This window comes from Cognatishimia activa (assembly GCF_017798205.1).
GTDB lineage: Bacteria > Pseudomonadota > Alphaproteobacteria > Rhodobacterales > Rhodobacteraceae > Cognatishimia > Cognatishimia activa_A.
The window spans coordinates 673623-697624 of sequence record NZ_CP060010.1; the positions used below are offsets into that span (position 1 = coordinate 673623).

General features: G+C 58.9%; 24 protein-coding genes. 10 read left to right on the forward strand and 14 right to left on the reverse strand.

The genetic code is table 11. The features are described 5' to 3' along the window. Positions 1 to 4: 4 nt before the first annotated feature. Positions 5 to 1648 carry a lysine--tRNA ligase gene (locus HZ995_RS03190; protein WP_209357239.1) on the reverse strand — a complete coding sequence of 548 codons (1644 nt, stop codon included), beginning with the start codon at positions 1646 to 1648 and terminating at the stop codon, positions 5 to 7. 219 nt (positions 1649 to 1867) lie between these two features. On the opposite strand from HZ995_RS03190, the gene HZ995_RS03195 reads away from it, so the two are divergent. Beyond that, positions 1868 to 2305: a tellurite resistance TerB family protein gene (locus tag HZ995_RS03195; protein ID WP_209357240.1), complete on the forward strand. Its 438-nt coding sequence runs from the start codon at positions 1868 to 1870 to the stop codon at positions 2303 to 2305. Between the two features lie 47 nt (positions 2306 to 2352). Here the strand turns inward: HZ995_RS03195 and queF are convergent, their stop codons facing one another. The 6 genes from queF to HZ995_RS03225 all read right to left on the reverse strand — a co-directional run bounded on the left by queF (position 2353) and on the right by HZ995_RS03225 (position 6922). Further along, positions 2353 to 2820 carry a preQ(1) synthase gene (gene queF, locus HZ995_RS03200; protein ID WP_209357241.1) on the reverse strand — a complete coding sequence of 156 codons (468 nt, stop codon included), beginning with the start codon at positions 2818 to 2820 and terminating at the stop codon, positions 2353 to 2355. An 11-nt stretch (positions 2821 to 2831) separates the two neighbouring features. Beyond that, on the reverse strand, positions 2832 to 3545 hold the full coding sequence (queE, locus tag HZ995_RS03205) for a 7-carboxy-7-deazaguanine synthase QueE (protein ID WP_209357242.1): 714 nt from the start codon (positions 3543 to 3545) through the stop codon (positions 2832 to 2834). Further along, complete coding sequence (gene queD / locus HZ995_RS03210) at positions 3545 to 3901, reverse strand: 6-carboxytetrahydropterin synthase QueD (RefSeq protein WP_209357243.1); 357 nt, start codon at positions 3899 to 3901, stop codon at positions 3545 to 3547. Before queD ends, queE begins: the two co-directional genes overlap by 1 nt. Then, positions 3901 to 4593, reverse strand: coding sequence for a 7-cyano-7-deazaguanine synthase QueC (queC, locus tag HZ995_RS03215; RefSeq protein ID WP_209357244.1), 693 nt, complete (start codon positions 4591 to 4593; stop codon positions 3901 to 3903). Before queC ends, queD begins: the two co-directional genes overlap by 1 nt. A 142-nt stretch (positions 4594 to 4735) precedes the next feature. Next, positions 4736 to 6187 carry a D-alanyl-D-alanine carboxypeptidase/D-alanyl-D-alanine endopeptidase gene (gene dacB, locus HZ995_RS03220; protein ID WP_245168793.1) on the reverse strand — a complete coding sequence of 484 codons (1452 nt, stop codon included), beginning with the start codon at positions 6185 to 6187 and terminating at the stop codon, positions 4736 to 4738. Between the two features lie 129 nt (positions 6188 to 6316). Beyond that, on the reverse strand, positions 6317 to 6922 hold the full coding sequence (locus HZ995_RS03225) for a nicotinate-nucleotide adenylyltransferase (RefSeq protein WP_209357246.1): 606 nt from the start codon (positions 6920 to 6922) through the stop codon (positions 6317 to 6319). A 95-nt stretch (positions 6923 to 7017) separates the two neighbouring features. On the opposite strand from HZ995_RS03225, the gene HZ995_RS03230 reads away from it, so the two are divergent. From HZ995_RS03230 to HZ995_RS03240, 4 genes are all read left to right on the forward strand, one after another. Further along, the gene (locus tag HZ995_RS03230; RefSeq protein ID WP_209357247.1) at positions 7018 to 7491 is read left to right on the forward strand and encodes a GNAT family N-acetyltransferase; all 474 of its coding nucleotides are present in this window, start codon (positions 7018 to 7020) and stop codon (positions 7489 to 7491) included. A gap of 106 nt (positions 7492 to 7597) precedes the next feature. Further along, the gene (locus HZ995_RS16200) at positions 7598 to 8101 is read left to right on the forward strand and encodes an REP-associated tyrosine transposase (RefSeq protein WP_432417983.1); all 504 of its coding nucleotides are present in this window, start codon (positions 7598 to 7600) and stop codon (positions 8099 to 8101) included. A gap of 96 nt (positions 8102 to 8197) precedes the next feature. Next, the gene (gene ettA / locus HZ995_RS03235) at positions 8198 to 9865 is read left to right on the forward strand and encodes an energy-dependent translational throttle protein EttA (RefSeq protein WP_209357248.1); all 1668 of its coding nucleotides are present in this window, start codon (positions 8198 to 8200) and stop codon (positions 9863 to 9865) included. A 245-nt stretch (positions 9866 to 10110) separates the two neighbouring features. Next, the gene (locus HZ995_RS03240; RefSeq protein WP_209357249.1) at positions 10111 to 10347 is read left to right on the forward strand and encodes a YdcH family protein; all 237 of its coding nucleotides are present in this window, start codon (positions 10111 to 10113) and stop codon (positions 10345 to 10347) included. A gap of 6 nt (positions 10348 to 10353) precedes the next feature. Here HZ995_RS03240 and HZ995_RS03245 read toward each other — a convergent pair whose 3' ends face one another. Next, positions 10354 to 10818 (reverse strand): HugZ family protein, encoded by a 465-nt coding sequence (locus tag HZ995_RS03245; RefSeq protein ID WP_245168734.1) that lies wholly within the window; start codon positions 10816 to 10818, stop codon positions 10354 to 10356. A 3-nt stretch (positions 10819 to 10821) separates the two neighbouring features. Then, positions 10822 to 11214, reverse strand: a complete 393-nt coding sequence (locus tag HZ995_RS03250; protein WP_209357250.1) for an acyl-CoA thioesterase — start codon at positions 11212 to 11214, stop codon at positions 10822 to 10824. A gap of 267 nt (positions 11215 to 11481) precedes the next feature. On the opposite strand from HZ995_RS03250, the gene HZ995_RS03255 reads away from it, so the two are divergent. The 3 genes from HZ995_RS03255 (at position 11482) to HZ995_RS03265 (ending at position 14191) form a co-directional block, all read left to right on the forward strand. After that, complete coding sequence (locus tag HZ995_RS03255) at positions 11482 to 11649, forward strand: hypothetical protein (RefSeq protein WP_209357251.1); 168 nt, start codon at positions 11482 to 11484, stop codon at positions 11647 to 11649. Between the two features lie 189 nt (positions 11650 to 11838). Further along, on the forward strand, positions 11839 to 13002 hold the full coding sequence (locus tag HZ995_RS03260; protein ID WP_245168736.1) for a geranylgeranyl reductase family protein: 1164 nt from the start codon (positions 11839 to 11841) through the stop codon (positions 13000 to 13002). 16 nt (positions 13003 to 13018) lie between these two features. Beyond that, a complete protein-coding gene (locus HZ995_RS03265; RefSeq protein ID WP_209357252.1) occupies positions 13019 to 14191 on the forward strand; it encodes an MFS transporter in 1173 nt (390 codons plus the stop codon). On the opposite strand, the gene HZ995_RS03270 is transcribed toward HZ995_RS03265, so the two are convergent. Next, positions 14188 to 14850: an arylesterase gene (locus HZ995_RS03270; protein ID WP_209357253.1), complete on the reverse strand. Its 663-nt coding sequence runs from the start codon at positions 14848 to 14850 to the stop codon at positions 14188 to 14190. The genes HZ995_RS03265 and HZ995_RS03270 overlap by 4 nt on opposite strands. A 15-nt stretch (positions 14851 to 14865) precedes the next feature. Between HZ995_RS03270 and HZ995_RS03275 the strand changes: the two genes are divergently transcribed. Both HZ995_RS03275 and HZ995_RS03280 read left to right on the forward strand, forming a co-directional pair. Beyond that, the gene (locus HZ995_RS03275) at positions 14866 to 15552 is read left to right on the forward strand and encodes an ABC transporter ATP-binding protein (protein WP_209357254.1); all 687 of its coding nucleotides are present in this window, start codon (positions 14866 to 14868) and stop codon (positions 15550 to 15552) included. Then, positions 15549 to 18077 carry an ABC transporter permease gene (locus HZ995_RS03280; protein WP_209357255.1) on the forward strand — a complete coding sequence of 843 codons (2529 nt, stop codon included), beginning with the start codon at positions 15549 to 15551 and terminating at the stop codon, positions 18075 to 18077. Before HZ995_RS03275 ends, HZ995_RS03280 begins: the two co-directional genes overlap by 4 nt. A gap of 386 nt (positions 18078 to 18463) precedes the next feature. On the opposite strand, the gene HZ995_RS03285 is transcribed toward HZ995_RS03280, so the two are convergent. From HZ995_RS03285 to gcvT, 4 genes are all read right to left on the reverse strand, one after another. After that, entirely contained in the window at positions 18464 to 19306 is an 843-nt protein-coding gene (locus HZ995_RS03285; protein WP_209357256.1) for a LytTR family DNA-binding domain-containing protein, read from the reverse strand. A 202-nt stretch (positions 19307 to 19508) separates the two neighbouring features. After that, the gene (gcvP, locus tag HZ995_RS03290) at positions 19509 to 22358 is read right to left on the reverse strand and encodes an aminomethyl-transferring glycine dehydrogenase (protein WP_209357257.1); all 2850 of its coding nucleotides are present in this window, start codon (positions 22356 to 22358) and stop codon (positions 19509 to 19511) included. An 87-nt stretch (positions 22359 to 22445) separates the two neighbouring features. Beyond that, entirely contained in the window at positions 22446 to 22805 is a 360-nt protein-coding gene (gcvH, locus tag HZ995_RS03295) for a glycine cleavage system protein GcvH (protein WP_209357258.1), read from the reverse strand. Positions 22806 to 22823: 18 nt separating this feature from the next. Beyond that, entirely contained in the window at positions 22824 to 23957 is a 1134-nt protein-coding gene (gene gcvT / locus HZ995_RS03300; protein ID WP_209357259.1) for a glycine cleavage system aminomethyltransferase GcvT, read from the reverse strand. Positions 23958 to 24002: the final 45 nt, after the last annotated feature.

Consider the following 24002-nt stretch of genomic DNA (forward strand, 5'->3'; position numbering starts at 1 on the left):
CCCTCTAAACCAGCTCGCCCTTCAAGGCGCTGTCGATCAGAGCGATGGTCTCTCCGACGCCATAAAGCGCGATGAAACCTCCAAAACGCGGCCCCTGGCTCGCGCCCAGCAGAACCTCATAGATCGCAGTGAACCAATCCCGAAGCGGCTCGAAATCATGCAGCTTACCAATGGCAAAAACCACGGACTGCAGGAACTCATCATCGCCAAAATCGACCTCTGGCAGAGGGTCATCCCGTCCCATCTTCTCGTTCTTGGCCGCAATGGCCGCCAGCGCCGCCTCTTCAGACCGGAGCGCATCGGCCAAGGCCTCAAGCGCTGCCCGCTCTTTATCGGTCGGCGCGCGATAGGTCTTGGTCGGCTTCACAAAGTCATTGAAATACCGCACCGCAAAGCCCGCCGCATCATCCATGTTCGGATGGGTTTCAGGCGTCGCATCCGGCGCATATTTATTGATAAAGCCCCAAAGCGTATCCTTGTCCTCAGCCGAAGACACCGACGCGATGTTCAAAAGCATCGCGAAAGGCACAATCATATCGGATTGAGGCACATCCGCACCATGGATGTGATACACAGGGTTATTGAGCTGCCCCTTCAGATCCTGCCCCGGATAGGCCCGCAGCTGCTGATGATACTCATCCACTGCCTTCGGGATCACATCAAAATAAAGCCGCTTCGCGGTCTTTGGCTTTTGATACATGAAATACTGCAGAGACTCCGGCGCCGCATAGGTCAGCCATTCTTCCATCGACAGACCATTGCCCTTGGACTTGGAAATCTTTTGGCCCTGCTCGTCGTTGAACAGCTCATAGCTTAGGGATTCCGGCGGACGCACACCCAGCGCACGACAAATCTTTGACGACTGCGTGACCGAGTCGATCAGATCCTTGCCCGACATCTCATAATCGACTTCTAAAGCCGCCCAGCGCATCGCCCAATCGGGCTTCCACTGCATCTTGACGTTGCCGCCAGTCACAGGGATCTCGACCTTCTCGCCATCAGGTTCCTGATAGACAATGGTGCCCTTCTCCACGTTGCGCTCCAGCGTCGGCACCTGCAGCACGTGACCGGTTTTCGGGCTCACAGGCAGGAAACAAGAATAGGTCGCCTGACGTTCCGCACCCAAGGTGGGCAGCATGATCTCTTGGATCTTGTCAAACCGCGCCAGCGCGGTCAGCAACATGTCGTCAAACTTACCGCTCTTGTAGTAATCCGTCGCGCTTGCGAACTCATACTCAAAGCCAAAGCTGTCCAGAAATGCGCAAAGCCGCGCGTTGTTGTGCTGCGCAAACCCCTCATGCGTGCCGAAAGGATCGCGCACTTGGGTCAATGGCAGATGCAGATCCTCAGCCAAGCCCTCTTGATTTGGCAAATTAGACGGCACCTTGCGGAACCCATCCATATCATCGGAAAAACAGATCAGTTTGGTGGGAATATCGCTGATCCGCTCAAAAGCACGACGCACCATCGTCGTACGCGCCACCTCGCCAAAAGTGCCAATATGCGGCAGACCCGAGGGACCATAACCCGTCTGAAACAACACATAGCCCTTCTCCGGCGCGCCCTTTTGATAGCGTTTGAGCAAGCGGCGCGCTTCTTCAAAGGGCCAGGCTTTTGAACTCATCGCAGCATCGCGCAGATCAGACATGTGTTTCTCCGAAAATCATAAGCGCCCAAGACTCAGAAAAGGGCGACGCGGCTTCCTAGGTCTTAGCGCCGCGAAGGTCAACGAAAACACGGCCCGCTCGCATTCATCTTGCCAAAAATACTCAAAATCCGACCGTCGCAATCGAAGGCTTTCGCATCTTGCTCTTGGCTAACCCGCTCCCTATTCTCAAATGTAACAAAGACATCCAAAGGCCAGACCATGACCGAAGCGACCCCACACCCGTTGACCCCACAAGACAGCCTTGTCGCCATGATGGTGGCGGTCTCGGCCTCGGATGCCACGATCCGCACCGCTGAACTCATCAACATCCAAAACGCGGTGAACAACCTGCCGATCTTTGCCGATTACGACATCGACCGGATCACCACGGTCAGCCAGACGGTCTATGACCTCTTCGAACAAGAGGACGGCATCGCCGCGCTCTTTGGCCTGATCCGTGACAACCTGCCCGAAGGTCTGAACGAAACGGCCTATGCGCTGGCCTGCGACGTGGCGGCCTCAGATGGTCACATCTACGAGGGCGAGCTGCGTCTTCTGGAAGAAATGCGCTATGAGCTGCAAATCGACCGCTTGCATGCTGCTGCTATCGAACGTGGTTCCCGCGCACGCCACATGACGCTCGCGCATGTGAGCTAAGGGGCTCTGCCCCTTAAACCCCGGGATACTTTAGGCAAGAGAAAGACCTAGCCGCGTCCGCGATAAGTCGGCACGCCTTGGTCTGGGATCCAGACTCCGGGCAGCTCGGGGCCGGTTTGATAGAAGACATCAATCGGAATGCCACCACGTGGGTACCAATAGGCTCCAACACGCAGCCATTTCGGCTCCAAAAGCTCTTCGATGCGTTTGCCGATGGTGACAGAGCAATCCTCGTGGAAGGCCCCATGGTTACGGAACGACCCGAGGAAGAGCTTCAGAGACTTGCTCTCCACCAGCCAATCCCCCGGCACATAATCAATCACGATATGTGCAAAATCCGGCGCGGCTGTCAGGGGGCAGAGCGACGTGAACTCAGGCGCTGTAAAGCGCACCGCGTAGTCCGTGCCCTTCTGAGGGTTCGGCACCCGCTCCATCACCGCCTCTTCGGGGGTTTGGGGCAGTTCGGTTTTGCTGCCAAGTTGCGTCAGGTTTTCATAGATGGATTTATCAGACATCTGCGTCTCCGTCATACGCCGCGCTTGTTGCCCCAGATCAGGACATGCAGCTGCGGCAGGATTGTAGGTGTGTACCAATGGTCGGCGAGGGTCTTGTCGATCAGCCACTCATAGCGGGTAATGATGCCGTCGATATCGACCTCTGCGTCGTCATCATCAGGCGGCGGTGGCGTGTGGTTGCCGGGCTGAATATAGAGCGGCATATCGGGATAGCGCCGTGCCACATCCCGCGCCCAATCATAATCGCGATCATCAAAGATCACCATTTTTAGCACACGCGGCGCATCGCCCGCAGCGTCGATGCAAGCGTCAAACTGATCCCAATCGACCATTTGTTTGGACGACGGCGGTTTAGGTGACAGGATCAGCGGATCCAATTTAGCAAACCAATCCTTCGCCACCGATCCCTGCGTTTCACAGGCAAAGCGATAGCCTTTGGCCTTGCCCATCTCAATCAGCTCTCCGAATTGCTGGATCGCCGGATTGCCGCCTGAAAGGCTCACCGTCAGAGGCACACCTCCCGACAGGCGCTCGATCTCGGCCATGACATCAGCAGAGGTCATCTTCGCCCAAGTGTGGCGGAATTCTGTGTCTACCGCATGCAGCGTATCGCACCACTCACAGCGATAATCACAGCCACCGGCCCGCACAAAAACCGTCGGCTGGCCGATCACCGCGCCTTCACCTTGGATGGTGGGGCCAAAGATCTCAGAGATCCGCAGCATTACGGGCGGTACTCGGCCCAGAGCTTTGGCGTTTCCTGGATCTTTACGGCACTGGTCTGGTGCCAACGCTCTTTGCACCAGTCATAGATCACCTTACAGAGCCATTCTGTCGTGACATTCGGATGATCAAACACGTCATTCAGATGCCGGTGATCAAGGTTTTCATCGATCCAATCCCGCAACGCGTTCAGCTCTTTGAAATCCACAATAAAGCCAGTCGCGTCCAATTCTTCAGACGCCAGCTCCAGCGTCACAATATAGTTGTGCCCGTGAACGCGTGTACAGGGATGCCCCTCGGGCAGGTCCCGCAGGTTATGCGAGGCCGAGAAATGGAACTCTTTGCCAATGCGATACATCAGTGGGCCTCCACAACAGATTTCCAATAGTCCGGGTCGGCGTAGACTGTCGGATCCTCAACCCCTGCCAGATGAAAGGCCTCGCGACGCTCGACACAGGTGCCGCAGCGCCCGCAATGGGTCTCGCCGCCTTTGTAGCAGGACCACGTATCTGCAAACGGCGCACCGGCCTGAACCCCCTCAGTGACGATATCCGCCTTCGAAATATTCACAAACGGCGTGTAAAGCGTCACATCCGCATAGCCCTCAAGCGCCGCATTCTGCATGGTTTGGAACGCGTCGATGAAGCCCGGACGGCAGTCAGGGTAAATAAAGTGATCCCCGCCATGCACAGCCGTCGCCACAGCGTCAGCACCCTTCGCCGCCGCAACCCCAAACGCCACCGCCAACATGATCGCATTGCGGTTAGGAACCACGGTGACTTTCATATTCTCTTCGGCGTAATGCCCGTCGGGCACATCCACATCATCAGTGAGCGCCGAGCCCGACAAAAAGCCTCCGATGGCGCGCATATCAATCAGATCATGCGGCACGCCAAGCGCTTCGCCCGCGCGGGCGGCATAGTCAGTTTCTTTCTTGTGACGCTGGCCATAATCAAACGACAAGAGCCCCACCAGCTCGCGTTCCTTCGCGACCTTGTAGGCGAGCGTGACTGAATCCAATCCGCCAGAGCAGATAACAAGTGTCTTCATGACTGATCCTTGTTTTAGAAAACCGGGTAGGCTGCGACCGGTATCCGGGACCATCCCGAACGGGCGGGGTGTACCAAAGCCCGCGCGCCTTGCAAAGGATCAATTTCGCTTAAGACTTTTGCTGAAAAAGCCGAACAATCCCTTAACCGGAATAGATCCGCCCCCATCGCTCGATCATCACCTGCTGAAGCTGCCGCGCACGGCGGTTCCAGCCCCGCGCCCCCTCGGGCCGCTCACGCTGCGCCCGCGACAGCTTGCGACGCACGCCCTCGTTGGCGGAAAACACCGCAAATGCCATAACGCGGCCATCTGACGCCTGCATATATCCCGCCAGACCGCTCACGAAATTCAGCGTGCCCGTTTTGGCATGCACCTTAATCGGATGGGCTTTATCAGGCTTGCCTTTAGCGTCTTTCAGAATGATCTCTTTCAGCAACGGCCGCAGCCGATCTGAACTCGCCGCCCGCGCCAACCCCAAAGCGGTTTCCCCCGCCAACATCCGCGACGCATCCCCAAGTCCAGAGTGATCCACAAATTTCGAACTCTTGATGCCCAGAGACTTACGCGCCCATTTCTCCATCTCGCGCCCCGAGGCGCGCAGGTTCGCGGCAAAGACCCCGCGTTTTGACGTCGCCGTCAGGCCAATGGTTTCCGCCGTCAGGTTCGTCGAAAACTTCAGCATGCGTTGCAGCATCACCGACAAGGGCGCACTCTGATGTTGCGCAAGCACCGTGCCCTTGGGACGCGAAGAGGTCTTCTTGGCCGTTGGCAAATAAAGCCCATGCTGAGCGGCCAACCATCGAAAGACTTCACCCGCATAGACCTCAGGCTGGCGGACTGGCAACCACCGCCCCCCATTGCCCCCCAGCGCAGGGCGCGACACAGACCATTCCTCAATGCCACCACGTTTGCGATATTCATAAATCGGCGCCGCCCGCGGATCCAACACCACCTTCACCGACTTGACCGGAGGCCGCACCCGCTCGCTGCGCGCATCCAATGTGACCGAGAGCCCCTCAGATCCATTGCGCCACTCAAAGAACACGCGATTGAAATTCAGGCAGATACCCGAGATAGCAGGAGAATAGCCCACATGCACCGGCTGCCCGCCATCAATGCTCTCAACCGACGGCAATGCGCCGCCATAGACCAGCAGCCGCCCGGTGACCTTCTTGATCCCCCGCGCCGCCGTTGCTTTGGCCAAGGCGTTCAGATCATCGGTATCCAGCGTCGGGTCGCCGCCGCCGACAAGGATCAGGTCGCCATCCAACGTCCCGTTCTCAATCGACCCATTCGCGACAACCCGCGTCTGGAAGCGGAAATCCGCACCCAAAGTATCCAACGCATATAGCGCCGTGATCGATTTCGCGACACTCGCGGGTGGCAGTTTCTCTTTGCCCCCATGGCTTTCGAGCAGTTTGCCAGAGGCCAAATCCACCACAGCCACGCCGGTTTTCCCACCCAGCTTGGCTTGCTCGATCGCTGCAGGGATCGGCACATCGCCTTGGATTTTCACAGAAATGGGGCGCAGTTTCGGGCGCAAAGACGACTTGGGCGCCTCCGCCACACCGGCGGTCGCGGCAAACCCAAACATACTCGTCAAAAACGCGCGTCGTGAAAATTGCGTCAACATAACCTGGCAGTCAAATTCCCCAGATCAAAACAAGCCATAGTTCACCTGACCAAACAAGTGCGGTTAACCATTACAAAAGGGAATGTGATCTCAGCGTGACGCCCATTTGCCTTGGGCACGGATCTCGGTCGAGCTCAGATCCACCATGGGCACATTGGTGAAACACCAAGCCGGAGTCTGCGCCTTCACCAAGCGCCGACTCTGCTTGCCGGGGACCTTGGCGAAATCATAGACCGCTGCAGCCTTGGCCGTCTTGGCCGGGATCCGGTCGCCGGGACGCGCCAAGACGCCCACATGGAAGTTCTCCATAATGAACCGCCAGTCCTTCCAGCGATGAAACTGCGCGAGGTTATCCGCCCCCATCAGCCAGACAAACCGCACCCCCGGATAGCACGCCTGCAATGCCGCCAGCGTCTCTGCCGTATAGGTCGTACCACTGCGCGCTTCAAAATCGCTGATCGTTACACGCGGATGCCGCATGATCGCCCGCGCCGCCGCCATCCGCCGTTCCATCGCCGCGGGGCCACGCTCTTTCAGCGGATTGCCCGGGCTCACCAGCCACCAAACCCGATCCAGCCCGAACCGCTTCAAAGCCTCGCGCGTGATATGCACATGCCCCGCATGCGGCGGGTCAAACGATCCGCCAAGCAGCCCGACGGTCATGCCCGCCGTCAGATATGTCACGCGTTTCCTCATGGTCGCCAAGTAGAAAGTTCACCACCCAGATTGTCCAGTCGATAATCAGGACATTAGGGCTTTTCTCGCGCCTGCGACGCCCGTAGCCTGCGCCCATGATCGACCCAAATTCCGTCACCCTGATCCAATGCGACCCCCGCGACGACGCCGCCGTCTGGTGCTTGGGCCAGTACTACGCCGAACTCGAACGCCGCTTTGACCGTGGCTTTGACGTCAACCTCTCCCGCGACCCCGAGGCCAGCGACATGATCCACCCCAAAGGCGCGTTCTTTGTGGCGATGTCAGACGGAGGCGCCTTAGGCTGCGTCGGCCTCAAAGGCTGGGGTGACGGACAGGCAGAGATCAAACGGCTCTGGGTGTCTGAGGCCGCACGGGGTTTGGGCCTCGCAACCCGCCTGATGGGGTTCTGCGACACGGCTGCGCGGGACTTAGGGATCAAGGTCTTGCGGCTAGATACAAATTCCGCCTTGCCCGAGGCGGCACGGCTTTATGAAAAGCTCGGCTGGGTCGAGATCGAGCGGTTCAACGACGATCCCTATCCGGATTTGTTTTTTGAGAAGCGTCTGTAGGGCGGGCTTCAGCCCGCCAACTTGAAAAAATCAAAAACAAGGCGGGCTGAAGCCCGCCCTACGGCCATTCATCAATGGTTAACCAAAACCCTGCACCATCGTATATGTGCCAAACTACATCCGCCCCAAAATCCCCGGAGCAACTGTCTTTCTGACGGTCAACTTGGCGCATCGGGAGCAGACTCTGCTCACAGACCATTTTGACGCTCTATCCTCGATTACCTTGTCCACACTCAAAAGCAGGCCGGTCACAATCCACCAATGGGTCGTTCTGCCAAATCATATGCATTGCCTTTGGACACTCCCATCAAACGATCACGACTTCTACACCCGCGTCGCCTCCATCAAAGCACAATTCACAATGACCATCCGTAGGGCAGGCTTCAGCCCGCCTCCAAACCTCCCAATCGTTACATCAGGGCGCTACGCCGGGCTGAAGCCCGGCCTACGGGTCAACAAACGTGAACAAGGCATTTGGCAACGACGTTTCTGGGAACACCACATTCGAGATCAAAACGATTTCGACGCCTGCGCCGAATACTGCTGGCACAACCCTGTCAAACATGGCCTCACAAACAAACCCGAAACATGGCCCTTTCGCATCACATAGAGCAAACGGCAGAATTGCCATCCCCCACCCCATCCGCTATCACCCCCTCTGACGCGCGAAAGCGCCCAAAGATTCCCCTAAAGCGGAGCCCGACCCATGGCAGCCTATCAATACGTCTATCACATGCAGGGTGTGTCCAAGACCTACCCCGGCGGCAAGAAATGCTTTGAAAACATCCACCTAAGCTTCCTGCCCGGCGTGAAAATCGGCGTCGTCGGCGTCAATGGCGCGGGTAAATCGACCCTGATGAAGATCATGGCGGGGCTGGACAAAGACTTCACCGGCGAGGCCTGGTCTGCTGAGGGCGCCAAGGTCGGCTACCTGCCGCAGGAGCCTCAGCTCGACGAAAGCCTTTCCGTGCGCGAAAACGTCATGCTGGGCGTCGCCGAGAAAAAGGCCAAAGTGGATCGCTTTAACGCCATCGCCATGGAGATCGCCGAGAACTACACCGACGAGCTCATGGAAGAGATGACCGAGCTGCAAGACGGCATCGACGCGGAGAACCTCTGGGATCTGGACAGCCAGATCGACGTCGCGATGGAGGCCCTGCGCTGCCCGCCCGACGACGCCAATATCGCCGATCTGTCTGGCGGTGAAAAACGCCGCGTGGCGCTCTGCAAACTGCTGCTCGAAGCGCCGGATATGCTGCTACTCGACGAACCGACCAACCACCTGGATGCGGAAACCATCGCCTGGCTGCAACAGCACCTGATCGACTACAAGGGCACCATCCTCTGCGTCACCCACGACCGTTATTTCCTGGATGACATCACCGGCTGGATCCTGGAACTCGACCGCGGCCGTGGCATTCCTTACGAGGGCAACTATTCCAGCTGGCTTGAGCAAAAAGCCAAACGTCTCGCGCAAGAAGCGCGCGAAGATAAGGCCAAGCAGAAAACGCTGGAACGCGAACTCGAATGGATGCAGCAGGGCCAAAAAGCGCGTCAGGCGAAGTCCAAGGCCCGGATCGCGGCCTATAACGACCTCGCCAGCCAGTCCGAGCGCGAAAAGATCACCCGCGCCCAGATCGTCATCCCGAACGGCCCACGCCTCGGCTCTAAAGTGATCGAGGTCGAAGGCCTGTCCAAGCACTACGGCGACAAGCAACTGATCGAAAACCTCGAATTCAGCCTGCCGCCCGGCGGCATCGTCGGCGTCATCGGTCCCAACGGCGCCGGCAAATCGACGCTATTCAAAATGCTGACCGGTCAAGAACAGCCCGACAGCGGCGCGGTCACCTATGGCGACACGGTGCAGCTCTCTTACGTGGACCAAAGCCGCGATGACCTGAACGATGGCGACACCGTCTGGGAAGCGATTTCCGGTGGGGCCGAGATCATTGAACTCGGCGACGCGCAGGTCAACTCCCGCGCCTATTGCTCGTCCTTCAACTTCAAAGGCGGAGACCAGCAGAAGAAGCTCAACCTCCTCTCAGGCGGTGAACGCAACCGCGTCCACATGGCGCGTCTGTTGAAAGAGGGCGGCAACGTTCTGTTGCTCGACGAACCGACCAACGATCTGGACGTCGAGACCCTGCGGGCTTTGGAAGACGCGCTTGTCGATTTCGCCGGCTGCGCGGTGGTGATCTCGCACGACCGTTTCTTCCTCGACCGGATCTGCACGCATATTTTGGCCTTTGAGGGCGACGCGCATGTGGAGTGGTTTGAGGGCAACTTTGAGGACTACGAAGAAGACAAGAAGCGGCGTTTGGGACCGGATGCACTGGAGCCAAAACGGTTGAAGCATAAGAAGTTTACGCGGTAATTGCACACCGTAGGGTGGGTTTCCAACCCACCATCCCCGGTCACCATTACTCGGAACGGTGGGGTATAACCCCACCCTACGCTCTGCCTTGAAGCGGAGCCCGGACAGTCCGGCGGGTCGGCGCTGGCGCAGCGGCTAGACGGCCTTGTTCCGCGCTCAAAACCTTTCCAAATTTGATCCCGATCAAATCCAACCCTGCACCAGCGCGTTAGTCTCCCCCTGAAACCACAAAACGGAGAGACATCATGGGCAACACCCCGCACGAACTGGCCACAGAGTTTCCGGAACATGTCGCCAAAATCTCGGCTCTGAAACAAACCGACGCACATTTCGCGCGGCTGGCCGAAGACTATCACGACTTGAATCGCACCGTGCATCGGGTCGAAACCAATGTGGAACCGATGGGAGACATGGAAACCATCGAACTGCGCAAGAAACGCGCCGCATTGAAAGATGAAATCTACCGGATGTTGGTGAACTAACCTCGGCTACCCGATTTTATAGGCCTTCCCAAACCCAGCGTTGAGAAGGCCATCCAAAACCTCAAACCGCACAAAATTGAAATCCGCGAAGTCCGCATATAGCTTCGCCTTGGGCCGCCGTTCTAAATACCACGCGCGCAAATCCGCATACACCGCATCCTCTCGCGTCACGAACTGCGGCAGGCAATGCAACGTCAGCCTCGGATGTGTCAGGGGATCGCCCTTTTCACCCGGCTCCCCAATCAACAACGAACAGGCCCGACCGTTGCGTAAAGCCTTTGTATGTAAAGATAAATCAGAGATTAAAGTGACAGGAACCCTGTCCTTATCCACGGAGAAGGCAACCCGCGTCACCGAGGGCGTCCCATCCTCGCGCACCACCGCCAATGCCGCATGGGTCGCGGCCGCTAGCAGCCCATTCATCACCGCACGGGCTTCGTCATCCAACTCTCGGAAAGGGTCTTTGACCAAGGCCTAACCCTCAGGCTGCGGCACAACCCGCGGCCGCCCCTCTTCGTCAATCGCTACAAAGGTAAAGACCGCTTCGGTCACTTTCTCCCGCGTGCCGATGGTGCCGCGCCGCACCCAGGCTTCGACTTCAATCGCCATCGACGTCCTGCCAACCCGCGCCAAACTTGCGTAGACACAAAGCACGTCGCCGACCTTTACGGGACGGATGAACTTCATCGCATCCACCGCAATGGTCGCAGCACGTCCCCGACTGGTTTCACGGGACACAATCCCTGCGGCGATGTCCATCTGGCTCAGCACCCAACCGCCAAAGATATCACCGTTCACATTGACATCCGAGGGCATCGCCAATGTGCGCAAAGTAAGTTCGCCCGAAGGCTCTGATTGGTCGGTCATGGGATCTTCCTCAATTTTTCCCAGACTACGCGCTGCGATTTCCTTGTCCACTCACCCTTCGAGAAATACTCAAGCTTGCAATGAATTCTTAACATTTTGCCTCGCAAACTGATGTCAGACAGGCAGTTTCCTTGTCTTGCCACAGCCTTGCCCAATTTGCGCCCCATTTCAGGGTTTAATGGAATTAAGCGACTATAGCACCCGTCACTCGGGAACTTTGGCAAGCAGAATGCGGCCGGTAACGTTCAGAAGATAGAGGAGATTGCTATGGCTCTCGTTATGTTTCTTTTTGGAAGCGCACTCGGCTTGACCGGTGCCGTCACCCAACTGGCCCTTGGATTTGATTTCACGGTTGCCCTGAACACATACGCATTTCTTTCAGTCGGACTGCCGATGGTGACCCTGCTCGCCATGCGCGCAAACCGCCGCGCCTAAGCGCCACCAGTTTCTCTAGGGCGCGTGGGGGTCGAACCTACTGACTAATCAGCGCCATTCATCGCGTCCGGAGCCTCTCTTCCCTCCAAAGGCTCCGGGCGCGATTTCATTTTCACCGCTGGATTTTTAGGCACGCCTCACTCTCCCATTGACCTCACATCAAAGGCACCCTCAGATAGGGCGTGTTAAATGGGACGTGGCGCAGTCATGCCGCAGGTTGATGTGATTGTTCTGGGCGCGGGCCCAGCTGGAAGTGCTGCGGCGGCCGTGGCTGCGCGCGCAGGCCTTTCGGTGGCTTTGGTGGACAAGGCCAGCTTCCCCAGGGACAAACTTTGTGGGGGCGGTGTCACCGAGCGCAGTCGAGCCTACTTCAAAGACGCATTTGGGTACGACATCCAGTTCGACGATATCCTCAGCACCCAAGAGGTTGAATTCTGGCATGCCGGTCAGCGGCTGTCGCACATGCAGGCCGAGGCCCCGATTCACCTCGCCATGCGTCTGTCGTTTGACGATCAGATGTTTCGACATGCCCTGTCGTTGGGCGCGCTCGACTATTCGGGTCATCGGGTCACGTACATCAACGGCACTAGCCTTGAGCTCGCGGGCGGGACGTCCCTTGAAGCCAAAGTTTTGATCGGCGCGGATGGGGTGAACAGCCAGGTCGCCCGCCACCTCTTTGGCGCCGCCTTCGATCACGACCAGATCGGTTTCGCCCTCGAAGTTGAAGCCCCCAAAGAAGACGACAGCGCCGCGCTTCGGATTGATTTCAACGCCGCCGATTGGGGCTATGGCTGGCGTTTCCCCAAGCAAGAAAACGTCACCGTCGGCGTCGGCGGTCTCACCTCGCATAACCCCGACATGAAGGCGCGGATGCAGAGCTATACGGATCTGCTCAACCTAAACAGCATACCTAAACTCAAAGGCCATTTCCTGCCCTTTGGCCACTTCAAAACACAGCCCGGCCGCGGCGCAACGCTCTTGGCGGGGGACGCTGCAGGGCTCGTCGACCCGATCACGGGCGAAGGCATCGCCTATGCGATCAAGTCGGGCCATTTGGCCGCTGAGGCCGTAATCGAAGCCCTCAAGGCGAACACCCCAGACCGTGCCTTCGCGATCTATCTGCGCAAGCTGAAGCCGATCCACCGCAACCTTCGCATTGCGCGAACGCTGCGCAAGCTTGTGTTTTCCGGACGCTTCAAGGATGCCTTTTTCCAGAAGATGGCCCAGTCGGGCCGCTTGCGACACGAATATCTGAACGTCCTGGCCGGCAAACAGGAATACCCTGCCCTCTTGCTCAAATCCGGCCTCAGTTTGCCGCGTTTTGTGTTGCGTGGTCTGCGCCGTCGGTCATAGTGCCCCCGAGCCCTTCATGACCGGACCTCTCATGCCAAACACAGACCTTGCCCCCAAAAGAGTTTGGATCGCCATCGCGGCAGCCTTTCTGGCCAATAGCATCCTCTTTGGCACATGGGCCGCTCGGCTGCCCGCGATCAAACAGAGCTTTGATCTAAGCCATGATGCTTTAGGCCTTCTGCTCTTGCTGATGGCGGCCGGGGCCATTTGCGGCTTTCCTATCGCAGGCAAACTCGCGGATCGTCACGGCGGCGCACGGATCACGCGCATCCTTTGGGCGCTTATGGTGCTGTCGATGTTGGGGCTTGCTCTGGCCCCAAGCATCTGGCTTCTGGCGCTCGCCATCATCTGCTTTGGCCTAAGCGGAGGTGGCATGGATGTGGCGATGAACGTCTGGGCGACTGAAGCCGAGGACGACACAGGCAAGATCTGGATGCCGAGCTTTCATGCCATGTGGAGCCTTGGGTCCGTTCTGGGTGCGCTCAGCGGACTGGTCGTTATCCCTTGGGGCTGGAGCCACGGCACCCATTTCGCCATTGTCGCCATGCTGGCCTTGCCCTTGGCGATCTGGGGCATGCGCATTCCCTGGTCTTTCACCCCGCAACCCGCAGAAAAGACCCCTTTCTTGCCGATCCTTAGGGGCAAGCTCTTGCTGGTCGGCTTCTTCACGCTCTGCGCCACATTGGGCGAAGGCGCCATCGCGGATTGGAGCGCGCTTTACCTGATCGAGGTCACCGCGACCTCCGAGGCGCGCGCACCTATCGGTCTGGCTGTCTTTGCCACAGCCATGGTGGTCATGCGTCTGTCGGGTGCGATTGTCATCGGTCGCCTGGGCCCCCTGCGGGCCGCGTTTGTGAGCGCAGGCTTCGCCGGACTTGGCGCGGCCATCGTCGCCTTGGCAGGATCAGAAACCATGGCCCTAATCGGCTTTGTCGCGCTGGGGTTGGGCTATGCGCTTGCCATGCCATTGGCCATGGCACGTGCGGGTGCCTCACGGACCATGCCCAAGGCGATGGCCGTGGCCGGCGTCGCGACCTTTGCCTATGGCGGCATTTTGTTGGGGCCACCGCTGATCGGGTTTATTGCCGAGGCGACCTCGCTCCATACTGCGCTGCTGCTTTTGCTGGCATTGGGCGGTGTGATGCTGATCACAGCCCCCGCGATGAAACCGCCCAAGGGTGGCGACTAGTCTTCAACCCGCGCGATCAGCTCAAGAACATGCGGGCCAAGAGCCTCAACGATCAGGCTGACGCCTTCTCTGTTCGGATGAATTCCATCGGCTTGCATGAGGGCCCCAAGCTGGGCGGGGTACTCAGAAGGTAGGCCCGCAAAATAACTCTCCGCCAACAGCGCGTCGTTGGCCTCTGCCACCTCGCCATAAAGAGCATCGAAAGCGGCCTTGTAGTCAGGCCCGTAGTTGCCCGGCGCCTGCATGCCCGTCAAAAGCACCTCGACCCCCTGTGCTTTGGCGGTCTCAACGATGCCTGCGATATTGGCCTTGCTCGCCGCAGGATCGAGGCCACGCAGGAAATCATTGCCGCCAAGCGTCACGATCATTGCATCCACCTCAGGCGTCAGAGTCCAGGCCACGCGGGACAAGCCTCCCATGGTGGTGTCGCCCGACACGCCGCCATTGATCACGGTTACGTCCTGACCCTGCGCCGTCAGCCAGGCCTGCATCTGCGGCACAAAGCCATCGCCCTGCGGCAGACCAAAGCCATGGATCAGACTGTCTCCAAAGGCGACAATCGTGGTCTCGGCCGTAGAAACTGAACCGATCAGTCCAAAAACCAGCGCCAGCGCCTTGCTTCGCCACGTGCTGATCCCATATTGCGATGCAATACTCATAGACAGGCCCTCCTTATGACCTCGGTTCTCTCTCTCAAAGATGTGCGTTTGGCGCTGGAAAGCAACGCCGGATTGGTGGAAATCTTGCATGGCATCACATTGGATGTCGCGGCGGGGGAAACTTTGGGGCTGATCGGGCCTTCGGGATCGGGCAAATCCTCGTTGTTGATGCTGATGGGCGGGCTTGAGCGCGCGAGCTCCGGGACAATCACTGCCTTGGGTCAGGATCTGACCCATATGAACGAAGACGGGCTGGCGCGATTTCGGCGCGAAAACATGGGCGTGGTGTTTCAGAGCTTTCACCTGATCCCGACCATGACAGCGCTTGAGAACGTCGCGACCCCGCTTGAGCTGGCAGGGCATTCTGATGCCTTTGACCGCGCGGCGGAGGAACTTGAGGCCGTCGGTCTTGGGCATCGTGCCGATCACTACCCCTCGCAAATGTCTGGCGGTGAACAGCAGCGGGTCGCGCTGGCCCGCGCGGCGGCACCGCGTCCGAAGCTCTTGCTGGCGGATGAGCCGACAGGCAACCTTGACGGGGCCAATGGCGAGGCGATCATGGATCTCTTGTTCGGCCTGCGCGATCGCCATGGGGCGACCTTGGTGCTGGTGACCCACTCCCGTGCGCTGGCTGCGCGGTGTGACCGCGTGATCCGCCTGCGAGATGGCCGCGTGGATACCGCACAAGAGGCCGCAGAATGAGCCTGAGGATTGCAGCCCGCTTTGCCCGGCGTGAATTGCGCGGAGGCCTGAAAGGGTTTCGCATCTTCCTCGCCTGTCTGGCGCTTGGCGTGGCCGCGATTGCGGGGATCGGGTCGGTTCGGTCTTCGATCGAAGCAGGCATCGCCGATCAGGGCGCGACGCTTTTGGGCGGGGACGCGCAAATGCAGTTCACCTATCGCTATGCCTCGGACGAGGAACGCGCGTGGATGGCAGAACAGGCCACCGCGATTTCAGAGGTGGTGGATTTCAGATCCATGGCCGTGGTGGAGCGAGATGGCGCCACCGAACGCGGCCTGACCCAGATCAAGGCCGTCGATGATCTTTACCCGCTGGTGGGTGAGATCAAACTAGAAGGCAGGATGGATCTGGCCACCGCTTTCGCAGGTCAAAACGGCCTGCCCGGCGCGGTGATCCACCCGCAACTGGCAGCGCAATTGGCGCTGGAGATTGGCGATACCTTCAAGCTCGGCCTGCAGGAATTCACGGTGGCCGCTTTACTTCAATCCGAGCCCGACAGCGCGGGCGGCGGCTTCGGGCTTGGGCCGCGCACAATGGTGCTGACCAAGGACCTTGCAGACTCAGCACTGCTTTCCCCCGGCACGCTTTTTGACACGCAATACCGGATGCTTTTGGCCGAAGGTGTCGACATGGACGTCGCCAAATCTGACGCCACCCAGCGGTTTGAAGACACCGGCATGCGTTGGAGCGACAGCCGCAATGGCGCGCCAGGTATCTCGGAATTTGTCGACCGCTTGGGGGCATTCCTGATCCTTGTGGGGCTCGCAGGCCTTGCGGTTGGCGGCGTCGGCGTCTCGGCCGCCATCCGCGCCTATCTGGCGAGTAAAACACAGGTGATCGCGACCTTGCGTTCTTTGGGGGCCTCTCGGGCGACGATCTTTCTGACCTATTTCCTGCAGATCGGTGTGCTGAGCATCTTGGGCATCGCGATTGGTCTGACCTTGGGCACATTGGCCCCGATTGCTTTGGCTCCCGTGATTTCGGCGGTCTTGCCATTGCCGACGGTGATTGCTGTGCATCCAGAGGCCCTGCTGGAGGCTTCGGTCTATGGCGCGTTGACCGCGTTGATCTTTACCCTCTGGCCGCTGGCGCGGACCGAGGATGTGCGCGCGGCGTCTCTGTTCCGAGACGCGATGAATGCGGCTCCGGGTATTCCTGCGGTTCGGTATCTATTGGCGACAGGGGCGCTCCTCGCTTTGCTCGTCGCTGCGGCCTCGTGGTTCTCTGGCAACCTGACGCTGACGCTCTGGACCACGGGTGGCATTGCAGGCGCGCTGTTGTTGCTGGCGCTGGCCTCTGTCGCGATCCGTTGGATCTCGCGTCGGGCGACGCGGCGCTCACGTCGGCGTCCTGCACTGCGTTGGGCCTTGGCAGCAATTTCCAGCCCACGAGAAGGGGCGGCCTCTGTTGTCTTGTCGCTGGGGCTTGGCCTGTCGGTTCTGGCCGCCGTCGGCCAGATCGACGGCAACCTACGTGGCGCGATTTCGCGGGACTTGCCGAGCGTTGCGCCGAGCTATTTCTTTGTAGACATCCAGCGCGATCAGATGCCCGGCTTCCTTGCCCGGATGGAGAGCGACCCTGCCGTCAGCAACGTCGAAAGCGCCCCCATGCTGCGCGGCGTCATCACGCGGATCAATGGCATGCCAGCCACTGAGGTCGCCGGAGATCACTGGGTCATCCAAGGCGACCGTGGCGTCAGCTATGCCGGTGCCCTGCCCGAGACCACCGAGATCCTAGAGGGGGAATGGTGGGGCGCTGATTATACCGGCGCGCCTCAGATCAGTTTCGCCGCAGAAGAGGCCGAAGAGATCGGCCTCAAACTGGGTGACACAATGACCGTCAATATTCTGGGTCGCGACATCACTGGCACGGTCACGAGCTTCCGCGATGTTGATTTCTCGACTGCAGGCATGGGCTTTGTGCTGGTCATGAACGAAGCCGCCCTGGCCGGCGCGCCGCATAGTTTCATCGCAACCGTCTATGCAGAGAAAGAGGCCGAAGCCGCGATCCTGCGTGACATCACAAGCGCCAATCCAAACATCACAGCGATCTCGGTGCGCGATGCGATCGACAACGTCAGCAACATCCTTGGATCGATTGCGGCGGCGACGTCATACGGCGCGGCAGCCACCTTGCTGACGGGCTTCCTTGTGCTGATCGGAGCCGCCGCCGCGGGCCAACAGAACCGCACCTATGAGGCGGCGATCCTGAAAACGCTTGGGGCGACACGCCAGCGTATTCTGATGAGCTTTGCCTTGCGTTCTGCGCTCTTGGGAACGGCGGCTGGTCTGGTGGCCCTGACTGCAGGGATCATCGGCGGCTGGGCGGTCAGTTTCTATATTCTGGAGACCGATTACGAGATCATCTGGAACAACGCATTGGCCATTGTCGCAGGCGGCGTGATCGCCACGCTTTTGGCTGGACTTGCATTCGCCGCCGCCCCTCTTGCGACCAAACCCGCGCGGACGTTGCGCAGCGCGGACTGACCCGTTTCGTCCAGCCCCCCAAAATGCACTATCGCACGCGCTATGGGAGACGCGTGCGATAGGCGATAAAATTGAACGGCTTTTGGGATGACCCATGGGGAATGCGGTCAGCCATTCGGGGATCGAGGCAACCAATTTACGCACCCCAGCGAGATCATTAACTTTGCTGACCAACGATTTAACTTTGGGGAGCGGGTTTGGCCGCCGTCTTGGTTTTTCTACATCTGTAAGCGCTTGCAGGCGACTGTGGACTCGTGGGTGTCGTCCAAAAATTCGCGAAAAACGGGCCAATACCGATCATGATTCACGAAATGCAGCACGGAATTCTCTATGTTTCGCGAAGTGATAGCGTTCTGGGATTGGTGAAAAAGCGATCCCCAATCCTTCTAACGAAAGTTTTCCTGATACCAGTCGCGAAAGTCCTTTTGCCGCGATCGCGCCACAGGAATTGAGCGACCTCCGGAAACACGGACGTCCTTGAAAGCGGCACTGTTTTGCGCGCTTTGCAGAGATGATTTGGCAACCCAGAACGAGCGGTGCACTCGAAACCCCGCATCTGCCGGAAGCTGGTTTGTCAGAGCAGACAAGGTGGACCTGACAGTCACCAGCCGATCCACCTGCACGATATCGACATAATGCTCGCGCGCTTCAAGATAGAGGATACTGGACAGAGGAATTGACCCGCCGCTGGTGACCAGAAGCGGCTCAATATGTGTATCTTCGGAGGTGCTGCGGCCCTCTCTGAGGTGTTCCACGAAGATCCATTTCGCGATGACAAATTCGAAACATTGAGAAGCCACGAGGCTGGTTGCCAGAATGATTGGCGCGCGCGTGACACTTGCCTCCGGAGCATGCGCACCAAAGGCAGAAACTCCGAAACCCACGGCAAGCATGGCCGTGATGCACAGGACGGGCACGGAGATGAACGGCAGGACAATGGCTTTGTCATCTCTACGGAGATTATAGAGTTTCACCCCGGCGAGGCCTGCTAGCAAAAGCACGACGTAGAAAATGATCGTCAAAAGCCAAAACGCGGCGCGTTCAAGAATCGGAAGGCTTTCCTGGAACAGGGGCGGATCCGTTGCCACAAGGATCACAAAGACCAATGCAAGGGCTGACAGAAAACGGCGCGAGGTCAAAAAACTGTAAAGTTCACAGGTCGTAAAGGCCAATTCATCGCCGTTGGCCAAGAACAAACGCCAGTTTCGGTTATATAGACTTCTGTACATAGCCTTCCGGTTACTCTGATGTCTGTCGCGCATTCTGCGCGATGTCGATCTGGATGCTAAAATGGCCTAATAACGAGAGTCCACTCCCTTTGTTGTACACTATAGGTGGATTGCCCTTGGTTCGTGTCTGTTCCTTACAACGAACAGCCAGCTCACCTTCAAAGGTCAGCTGGCCCAGATTTCGTCAGGTTTACATTCGCGCCTATTCCGCCGCCTCGGCGTAGTCATCCATTGGCGGGCAGGTGCAGACCAGATGGCGGTCGCCATAGGCGTTGTCGACACGGTTGACCGGAGGCCAGTATTTGTCGACGCGGAAGGCTCCGGGCGGGAAGCAGCCCTGTTCGCGGCTATAGGGCCGGTCCCAATCTCGCACGAGGTCTTCCATGGTGTGTGGCGCGTTCTTGAGCGGGTTGTTTTCCGCATCTGACCTGCCGTCCTCGACCGCTTTGATCTCGTCGCGGATCGACAGCATGGCGTCGATGAAACGGTCAAGCTCGGCTTTGGTTTCGGACTCGGTCGGCTCGATCATCAGCGTGCCAGCGACGGGCCAGCTCATGGTTGGCGCGTGGAAGCCGTTGTCGATCAGGCGCTTGGCGATGTCGTCCACGGTGATGTGGGCGCTATCCGCAAAGGGTCGCGTGTCGAGGATACATTCATGCGCGACGCGCCCCGAGGGGCCTTTGTAAAGCACGTCAAACGCGCCTTCGAGCCGTTTGGCGATGTAGTTCGCATTGAGGATCGCAACACGGGTGGCCTGGGTGAGGCCGTCTCCGCCCATAAGCAAGCAATAGGCCCAACTGATCGCCAGAATGGACGCAGACCCATAGGGCGCGGCCGAGACCGGGCCTTCGGTGCCGTCGGTTTCCGGGTGGCCCGGTAGATGCGGTTCCAGATGGGCTTTGACGCCGATCGGACCCATGCCGGGGCCGCCGCCGCCATGGGGGATGGCGAAGGTTTTATGCAGGTTGAGGTGGCTGACGTCACCGCCAAGGTCTCCGGGACGGCTAAGGCCGACCATGGCATTCATATTCGCACCGTCGATATAGACCTGACCGCCGGCGTCATGGGTGATCTGGCAGACCTCATGCACGGTTTCCTCAAAAACGCCGTGGGTGGAGGGGTATGTGATCATACAGCCCGCGAGGTTCTCGGCGTGTTTGGCGGCCTTTTCGCGGAAGTCATCGAGATCAATGTCGCCTTTTTCGTCAGAGGCCACAGGGACGACTTTCCAGCCGACCATCTGAGCGGAGGCCGGGTTGGTGCCGTGGGCGCTCATCGGGATCAGACAGATGTTGCGATGCCCTTCACCGCGCGCGCGGTGATAGGCGGCGATGGTCAAAAGGCCCGCGTATTCGCCCTGCGCGCCAGAGTTCGGCTGCATCGAGATCGCGTCATAGCCGGTGATCTGGCATAGCTTGTCCGATAGATCCGTGACCATTTCCGTATAGCCAGCCGCCTGATCGACCGGCGCGAAGGGGTGCATATGGGCGAACTCGGGCCAGCTGATAGGCATCATTTCTGCGGCCGCATTCAGCTTCATTGTGCAGGACCCAAGCGGGATCATCGCGCGGTCAAGCGCGAGGTCGCGGTCGGCCAAGCGACGCATGTAACGCATCATCTCGGTTTCGGCGCGGTTCATGTGGAAGATCGGGTGGGTCAGATAATCTGACTGGCGGTGCATGTTTTCCGGCACGCGGTATTTCGGCGTGAAATCATCGTCGGCTTTGAGGATACCAAAGGCACGCCAGACGGCCTCGATGGTTTCCGGACGCGTGGTTTCATCCAGCGTGATTCCGACGCGTTTCTCGCCAACCTGACGCAGGTTCAAACCTTCGTCGCGTGCTGATTTCATGACCGCAGCTTGCAGAGGCCCGACGTCCACGGTGATCGTGTCAAAGAAGCTTTGTGGGTCGACTTTAAAGCCCGCGGTCTCAAGCCCTTCGGCCATGCGAACCGTCTTACGGTGGATGCGCTGCGCAATCGCCTTAAGCCCCTTTGGCCCATGGAAAACAGCATACATCGACGCCATGACTGCAAGCAGCGCCTGGGCTGTACATACATTCGAGGTCGCTTTTTCACGACGGATATGCTGTTCGCGGGTTTGAAGGGACAGGCGGTAGGCGCGATTGCCATGCGCATCCACCGAGACCCCGACCAGACGGCCGGGCATCGCGCGTTTGTGGGCTTCTTTTGTGGCCATATAGGCCGCGTGCGGGCCACCATAGCCCATCGGCACGCCGAACCGCTGGGTCGAACCAACAGCGATATCGGCCCCCATGGCGCCGGGTTCTTTGAGCAAGGTCAGGGACAGAGGATCTGCAGCCACAACTGCGATGCCTTTGGCGGCATGCAGCTTTTCGATATGGGCGGTGAAGTCCCGTACGTGACCGTATGTTCCGGGGTATTGGAACAGCGCGCCAAAGACCTCGTCCGCGTTCATCTTGTCGGGGTTGCCGACGATCACCTCGATGCCCAAAGGTGCTGCGCGGGTTTGCACGACGGCAATGTTTTGCGGGTGACAGTCGCGGTCGACAAAGAAGGCCTTAGCCTTGGATTTGCTGACCCGCTGCGCCATGGTCATCGCCTCGGCGCAGGCGGTGGATTCATCGAGCAAGGAAGCGTTGGCGATCTCGAGACCCGTCAGATCGCTGACCATGGTCTGAAAGTTCAAGAGCGCCTCAAGACGGCCCTGCGAGATCTCTGGCTGATAGGGCGTGTAGGCGGTGTACCACGCCGGGTTTTCCAGAATATTGCGCTGAATTGCAGGCGGCGTGACGGTACCATGATACCCCTGACCGATGAGGCTTTTCATCAGTTTGTTCTTGCCCGCGACTTCCCGCATCCGGTGCAACAGCTCGCGTTCCGACAGAGGGCGCCCCATCTCGAGCGGCTCTTTCTGGCGGATTGATTGCGGCAGAGTATCGTCGATCAGCGCGTCCAGATCAGAGGCACCGACCACGGCCAGCATATCGTCCATTTCTTCGGGGGACGGGCCGATGTGACGGCGATTGGCGAAGTCATACGGCAGGTAATCTGTTGGTTTGAAAGGCATATTGGCCTCCGGATACGGGTACAGGTTATGAGCGGGGCCAAGTGGCCCCAAGGGGATTGGGCGTCACGCCCGCAAGGTTTGGTGGCCTTAGCCGATGAAGTCTTTGTAGGCGGCTTCGTCCATCATATCGTCCATTTGGCTGGCGTCGGCCGCCTTCATTTTGAAGAACCATGCATCGCCCAGAGGGTCTTCGTTCACCTTGCCGGGCTCGTCCACGAGGGCCTCGTTGACCTCGACGATTTCACCGTCGATGGGCGCGAGGATGTCAGACGCCGCTTTGACGGATTCGATCACACAGACCTCGTCGTCCTTGCTGACCTCAGTGTCTGTTTCAGGCAGTTCTACGAACACCACATCGCCCAATTGCTCGGCCGCGTGCTCGGTGATGCCGACGACGATCAGGCCGTCTTCTTCGCGGAGCCATTCGTGCTCTTCGGTGAATTTCATGGGGTGTCTCCTGTTGGCTTAACGTTTGAAGTTGGCGGGGATGAAGGGAAGTTTGGCGACCTTGAGCGGCATGCGTTTATTGCGCACCTCGCCAAAGAGTTGCGTGCCCTCAGAGGCGAGGTCGGCTGTGACATAGCCCATGGCTACGGGGGCGTTGACCGAGGGGCCAAAGCCGCCTGACGTGACCGCGCCCACGGGGGTATCTGCGTCTTCGCTTGCGAAAATCTGTGTGCCGGCCCGCATTGGGGCGCGGCCCTCGGGCAACAAGCCGACACGTTTGCGGCTGGCACCTTCGCTGAGAACTTTGAGGATATGGTCCGATCCCGGGAAGCCTCCGGCGCGGTCGCCGCCCGCGCGGCGCACTTTTTGGATGGCCCATGTCAGGCCTGCTGCGCCGGGGTCGCTTTGTGCGTCGATGTCGTTGCCGTAAAGGCAAAGTCCGGCCTCAAGCCTCAGGCTGTCGCGCGCGCCAAGACCGATGGGCGCGACCTCTTCCATTGCGAGCAAGGCTTCGCAGAGGGATTGAGCAGCCGCCTCGGGCACCGAGATTTCATACCCGTCTTCACCGGTGTAGCCCGATCGTGAGACCCAACAGTCCACACCTTGCAATTCCAGTGTCGCGACATCCATGAATTTCATATCAGCTGCCGCAGGGTTCAAACGCGACAACGCAGTTTCCGCCGCCGGACCCTGCAAAGCGATCAAAGCGCGATCCGTGATGACCTCGACCACGATCTGCGGCTCAAGCGCGGCTTTCATGCGGGTGATGTCGGCCTCTTTGCAGGCAGCATTCACGACCACAAACAGATGATCGCCGCGGTTGGCAAACATCAGATCATCCTCGATCCCGCCCGCCTCATTGGTAAACAGCCCATAGCGCTGGCGGCCCTCGCCCAAGCCCAGAACATCCATCGGCACCAGCGTCTCAAACGCCGAGGCAACCGCCTCATAACTCGCGCCGCGCAGGATCACCTGACCCATATGGCTGACGTCAAACAAACCAGCCTCGGCGCGGCAATGCAGGTGTTCTTTCATCACCCCCATCGGGTATTGCACCGGCATGTCATAGCCCGCGAATGGCACCATTTTGGCCCCAAGGCCAACGTGCATGCCGTACAAAGCCGTGCGGTGCAGGTCACCGGTTTCAACCATCACTCGTTCCTCCATTCCGGAGGCAATTTCATCGAAAAAGCACCC

Excerpts from the sequence above, each read along its gene's own strand:
- HZ995_RS03280 (WP_209357255.1), top strand. The coding sequence starts at position 15,549 with ATGAGCCTGAGGATTGCAGCCCGCTTTGCCCGGCGTGAATTGCGCGGA.
- HZ995_RS03240 (WP_209357249.1), top strand. The coding sequence starts at position 10,111 with ATGGGCAACACCCCGCACGAACTGGCCACAGAGTTTCCGGAACATGTC.
- HZ995_RS03250 (WP_209357250.1), bottom strand. The coding sequence starts at position 11,214 with ATGACCGACCAATCAGAGCCTTCGGGCGAACTTACTTTGCGCACATTG.
- gcvP (WP_209357257.1), bottom strand. The coding sequence starts at position 22,358 with ATGCCTTTCAAACCAACAGATTACCTGCCGTATGACTTCGCCAATCGC.
- HZ995_RS03190 (WP_209357239.1), bottom strand. The coding sequence starts at position 1,648 with ATGTCTGATCTGCGCGATGCTGCGATGAGTTCAAAAGCCTGGCCCTTT.
- queE (WP_209357242.1), bottom strand. The coding sequence starts at position 3,545 with ATGCTGCGGATCTCTGAGATCTTTGGCCCCACCATCCAAGGTGAAGGC.
- HZ995_RS03260 (WP_245168736.1), top strand. The coding sequence starts at position 11,839 with ATGGGACGTGGCGCAGTCATGCCGCAGGTTGATGTGATTGTTCTGGGC.
- HZ995_RS03225 (WP_209357246.1), bottom strand. The coding sequence starts at position 6,922 with ATGAGGAAACGCGTGACATATCTGACGGCGGGCATGACCGTCGGGCTG.
- HZ995_RS03285 (WP_209357256.1), bottom strand. The coding sequence starts at position 19,306 with ATGTACAGAAGTCTATATAACCGAAACTGGCGTTTGTTCTTGGCCAAC.
- gcvT (WP_209357259.1), bottom strand. The coding sequence starts at position 23,957 with ATGGTTGAAACCGGTGACCTGCACCGCACGGCTTTGTACGGCATGCAC.
- HZ995_RS03275 (WP_209357254.1), top strand. The coding sequence starts at position 14,866 with ATGACCTCGGTTCTCTCTCTCAAAGATGTGCGTTTGGCGCTGGAAAGC.
- HZ995_RS03270 (WP_209357253.1), bottom strand. The coding sequence starts at position 14,850 with ATGAGTATTGCATCGCAATATGGGATCAGCACGTGGCGAAGCAAGGCG.
- queD (WP_209357243.1), bottom strand. The coding sequence starts at position 3,901 with ATGTATCGCATTGGCAAAGAGTTCCATTTCTCGGCCTCGCATAACCTG.
- queF (WP_209357241.1), bottom strand. The coding sequence starts at position 2,820 with ATGTCTGATAAATCCATCTATGAAAACCTGACGCAACTTGGCAGCAAA.
- HZ995_RS03230 (WP_209357247.1), top strand. The coding sequence starts at position 7,018 with ATGATCGACCCAAATTCCGTCACCCTGATCCAATGCGACCCCCGCGAC.
- HZ995_RS03265 (WP_209357252.1), top strand. The coding sequence starts at position 13,019 with ATGACCGGACCTCTCATGCCAAACACAGACCTTGCCCCCAAAAGAGTT.
- dacB (WP_245168793.1), bottom strand. The coding sequence starts at position 6,187 with ATGTTTGGGTTTGCCGCGACCGCCGGTGTGGCGGAGGCGCCCAAGTCG.
- HZ995_RS03195 (WP_209357240.1), top strand. The coding sequence starts at position 1,868 with ATGACCGAAGCGACCCCACACCCGTTGACCCCACAAGACAGCCTTGTC.
- ettA (WP_209357248.1), top strand. The coding sequence starts at position 8,198 with ATGGCAGCCTATCAATACGTCTATCACATGCAGGGTGTGTCCAAGACC.
- gcvH (WP_209357258.1), bottom strand. The coding sequence starts at position 22,805 with ATGAAATTCACCGAAGAGCACGAATGGCTCCGCGAAGAAGACGGCCTG.
- queC (WP_209357244.1), bottom strand. The coding sequence starts at position 4,593 with ATGAAGACACTTGTTATCTGCTCTGGCGGATTGGATTCAGTCACGCTC.
- HZ995_RS03255 (WP_209357251.1), top strand. The coding sequence starts at position 11,482 with ATGGCTCTCGTTATGTTTCTTTTTGGAAGCGCACTCGGCTTGACCGGT.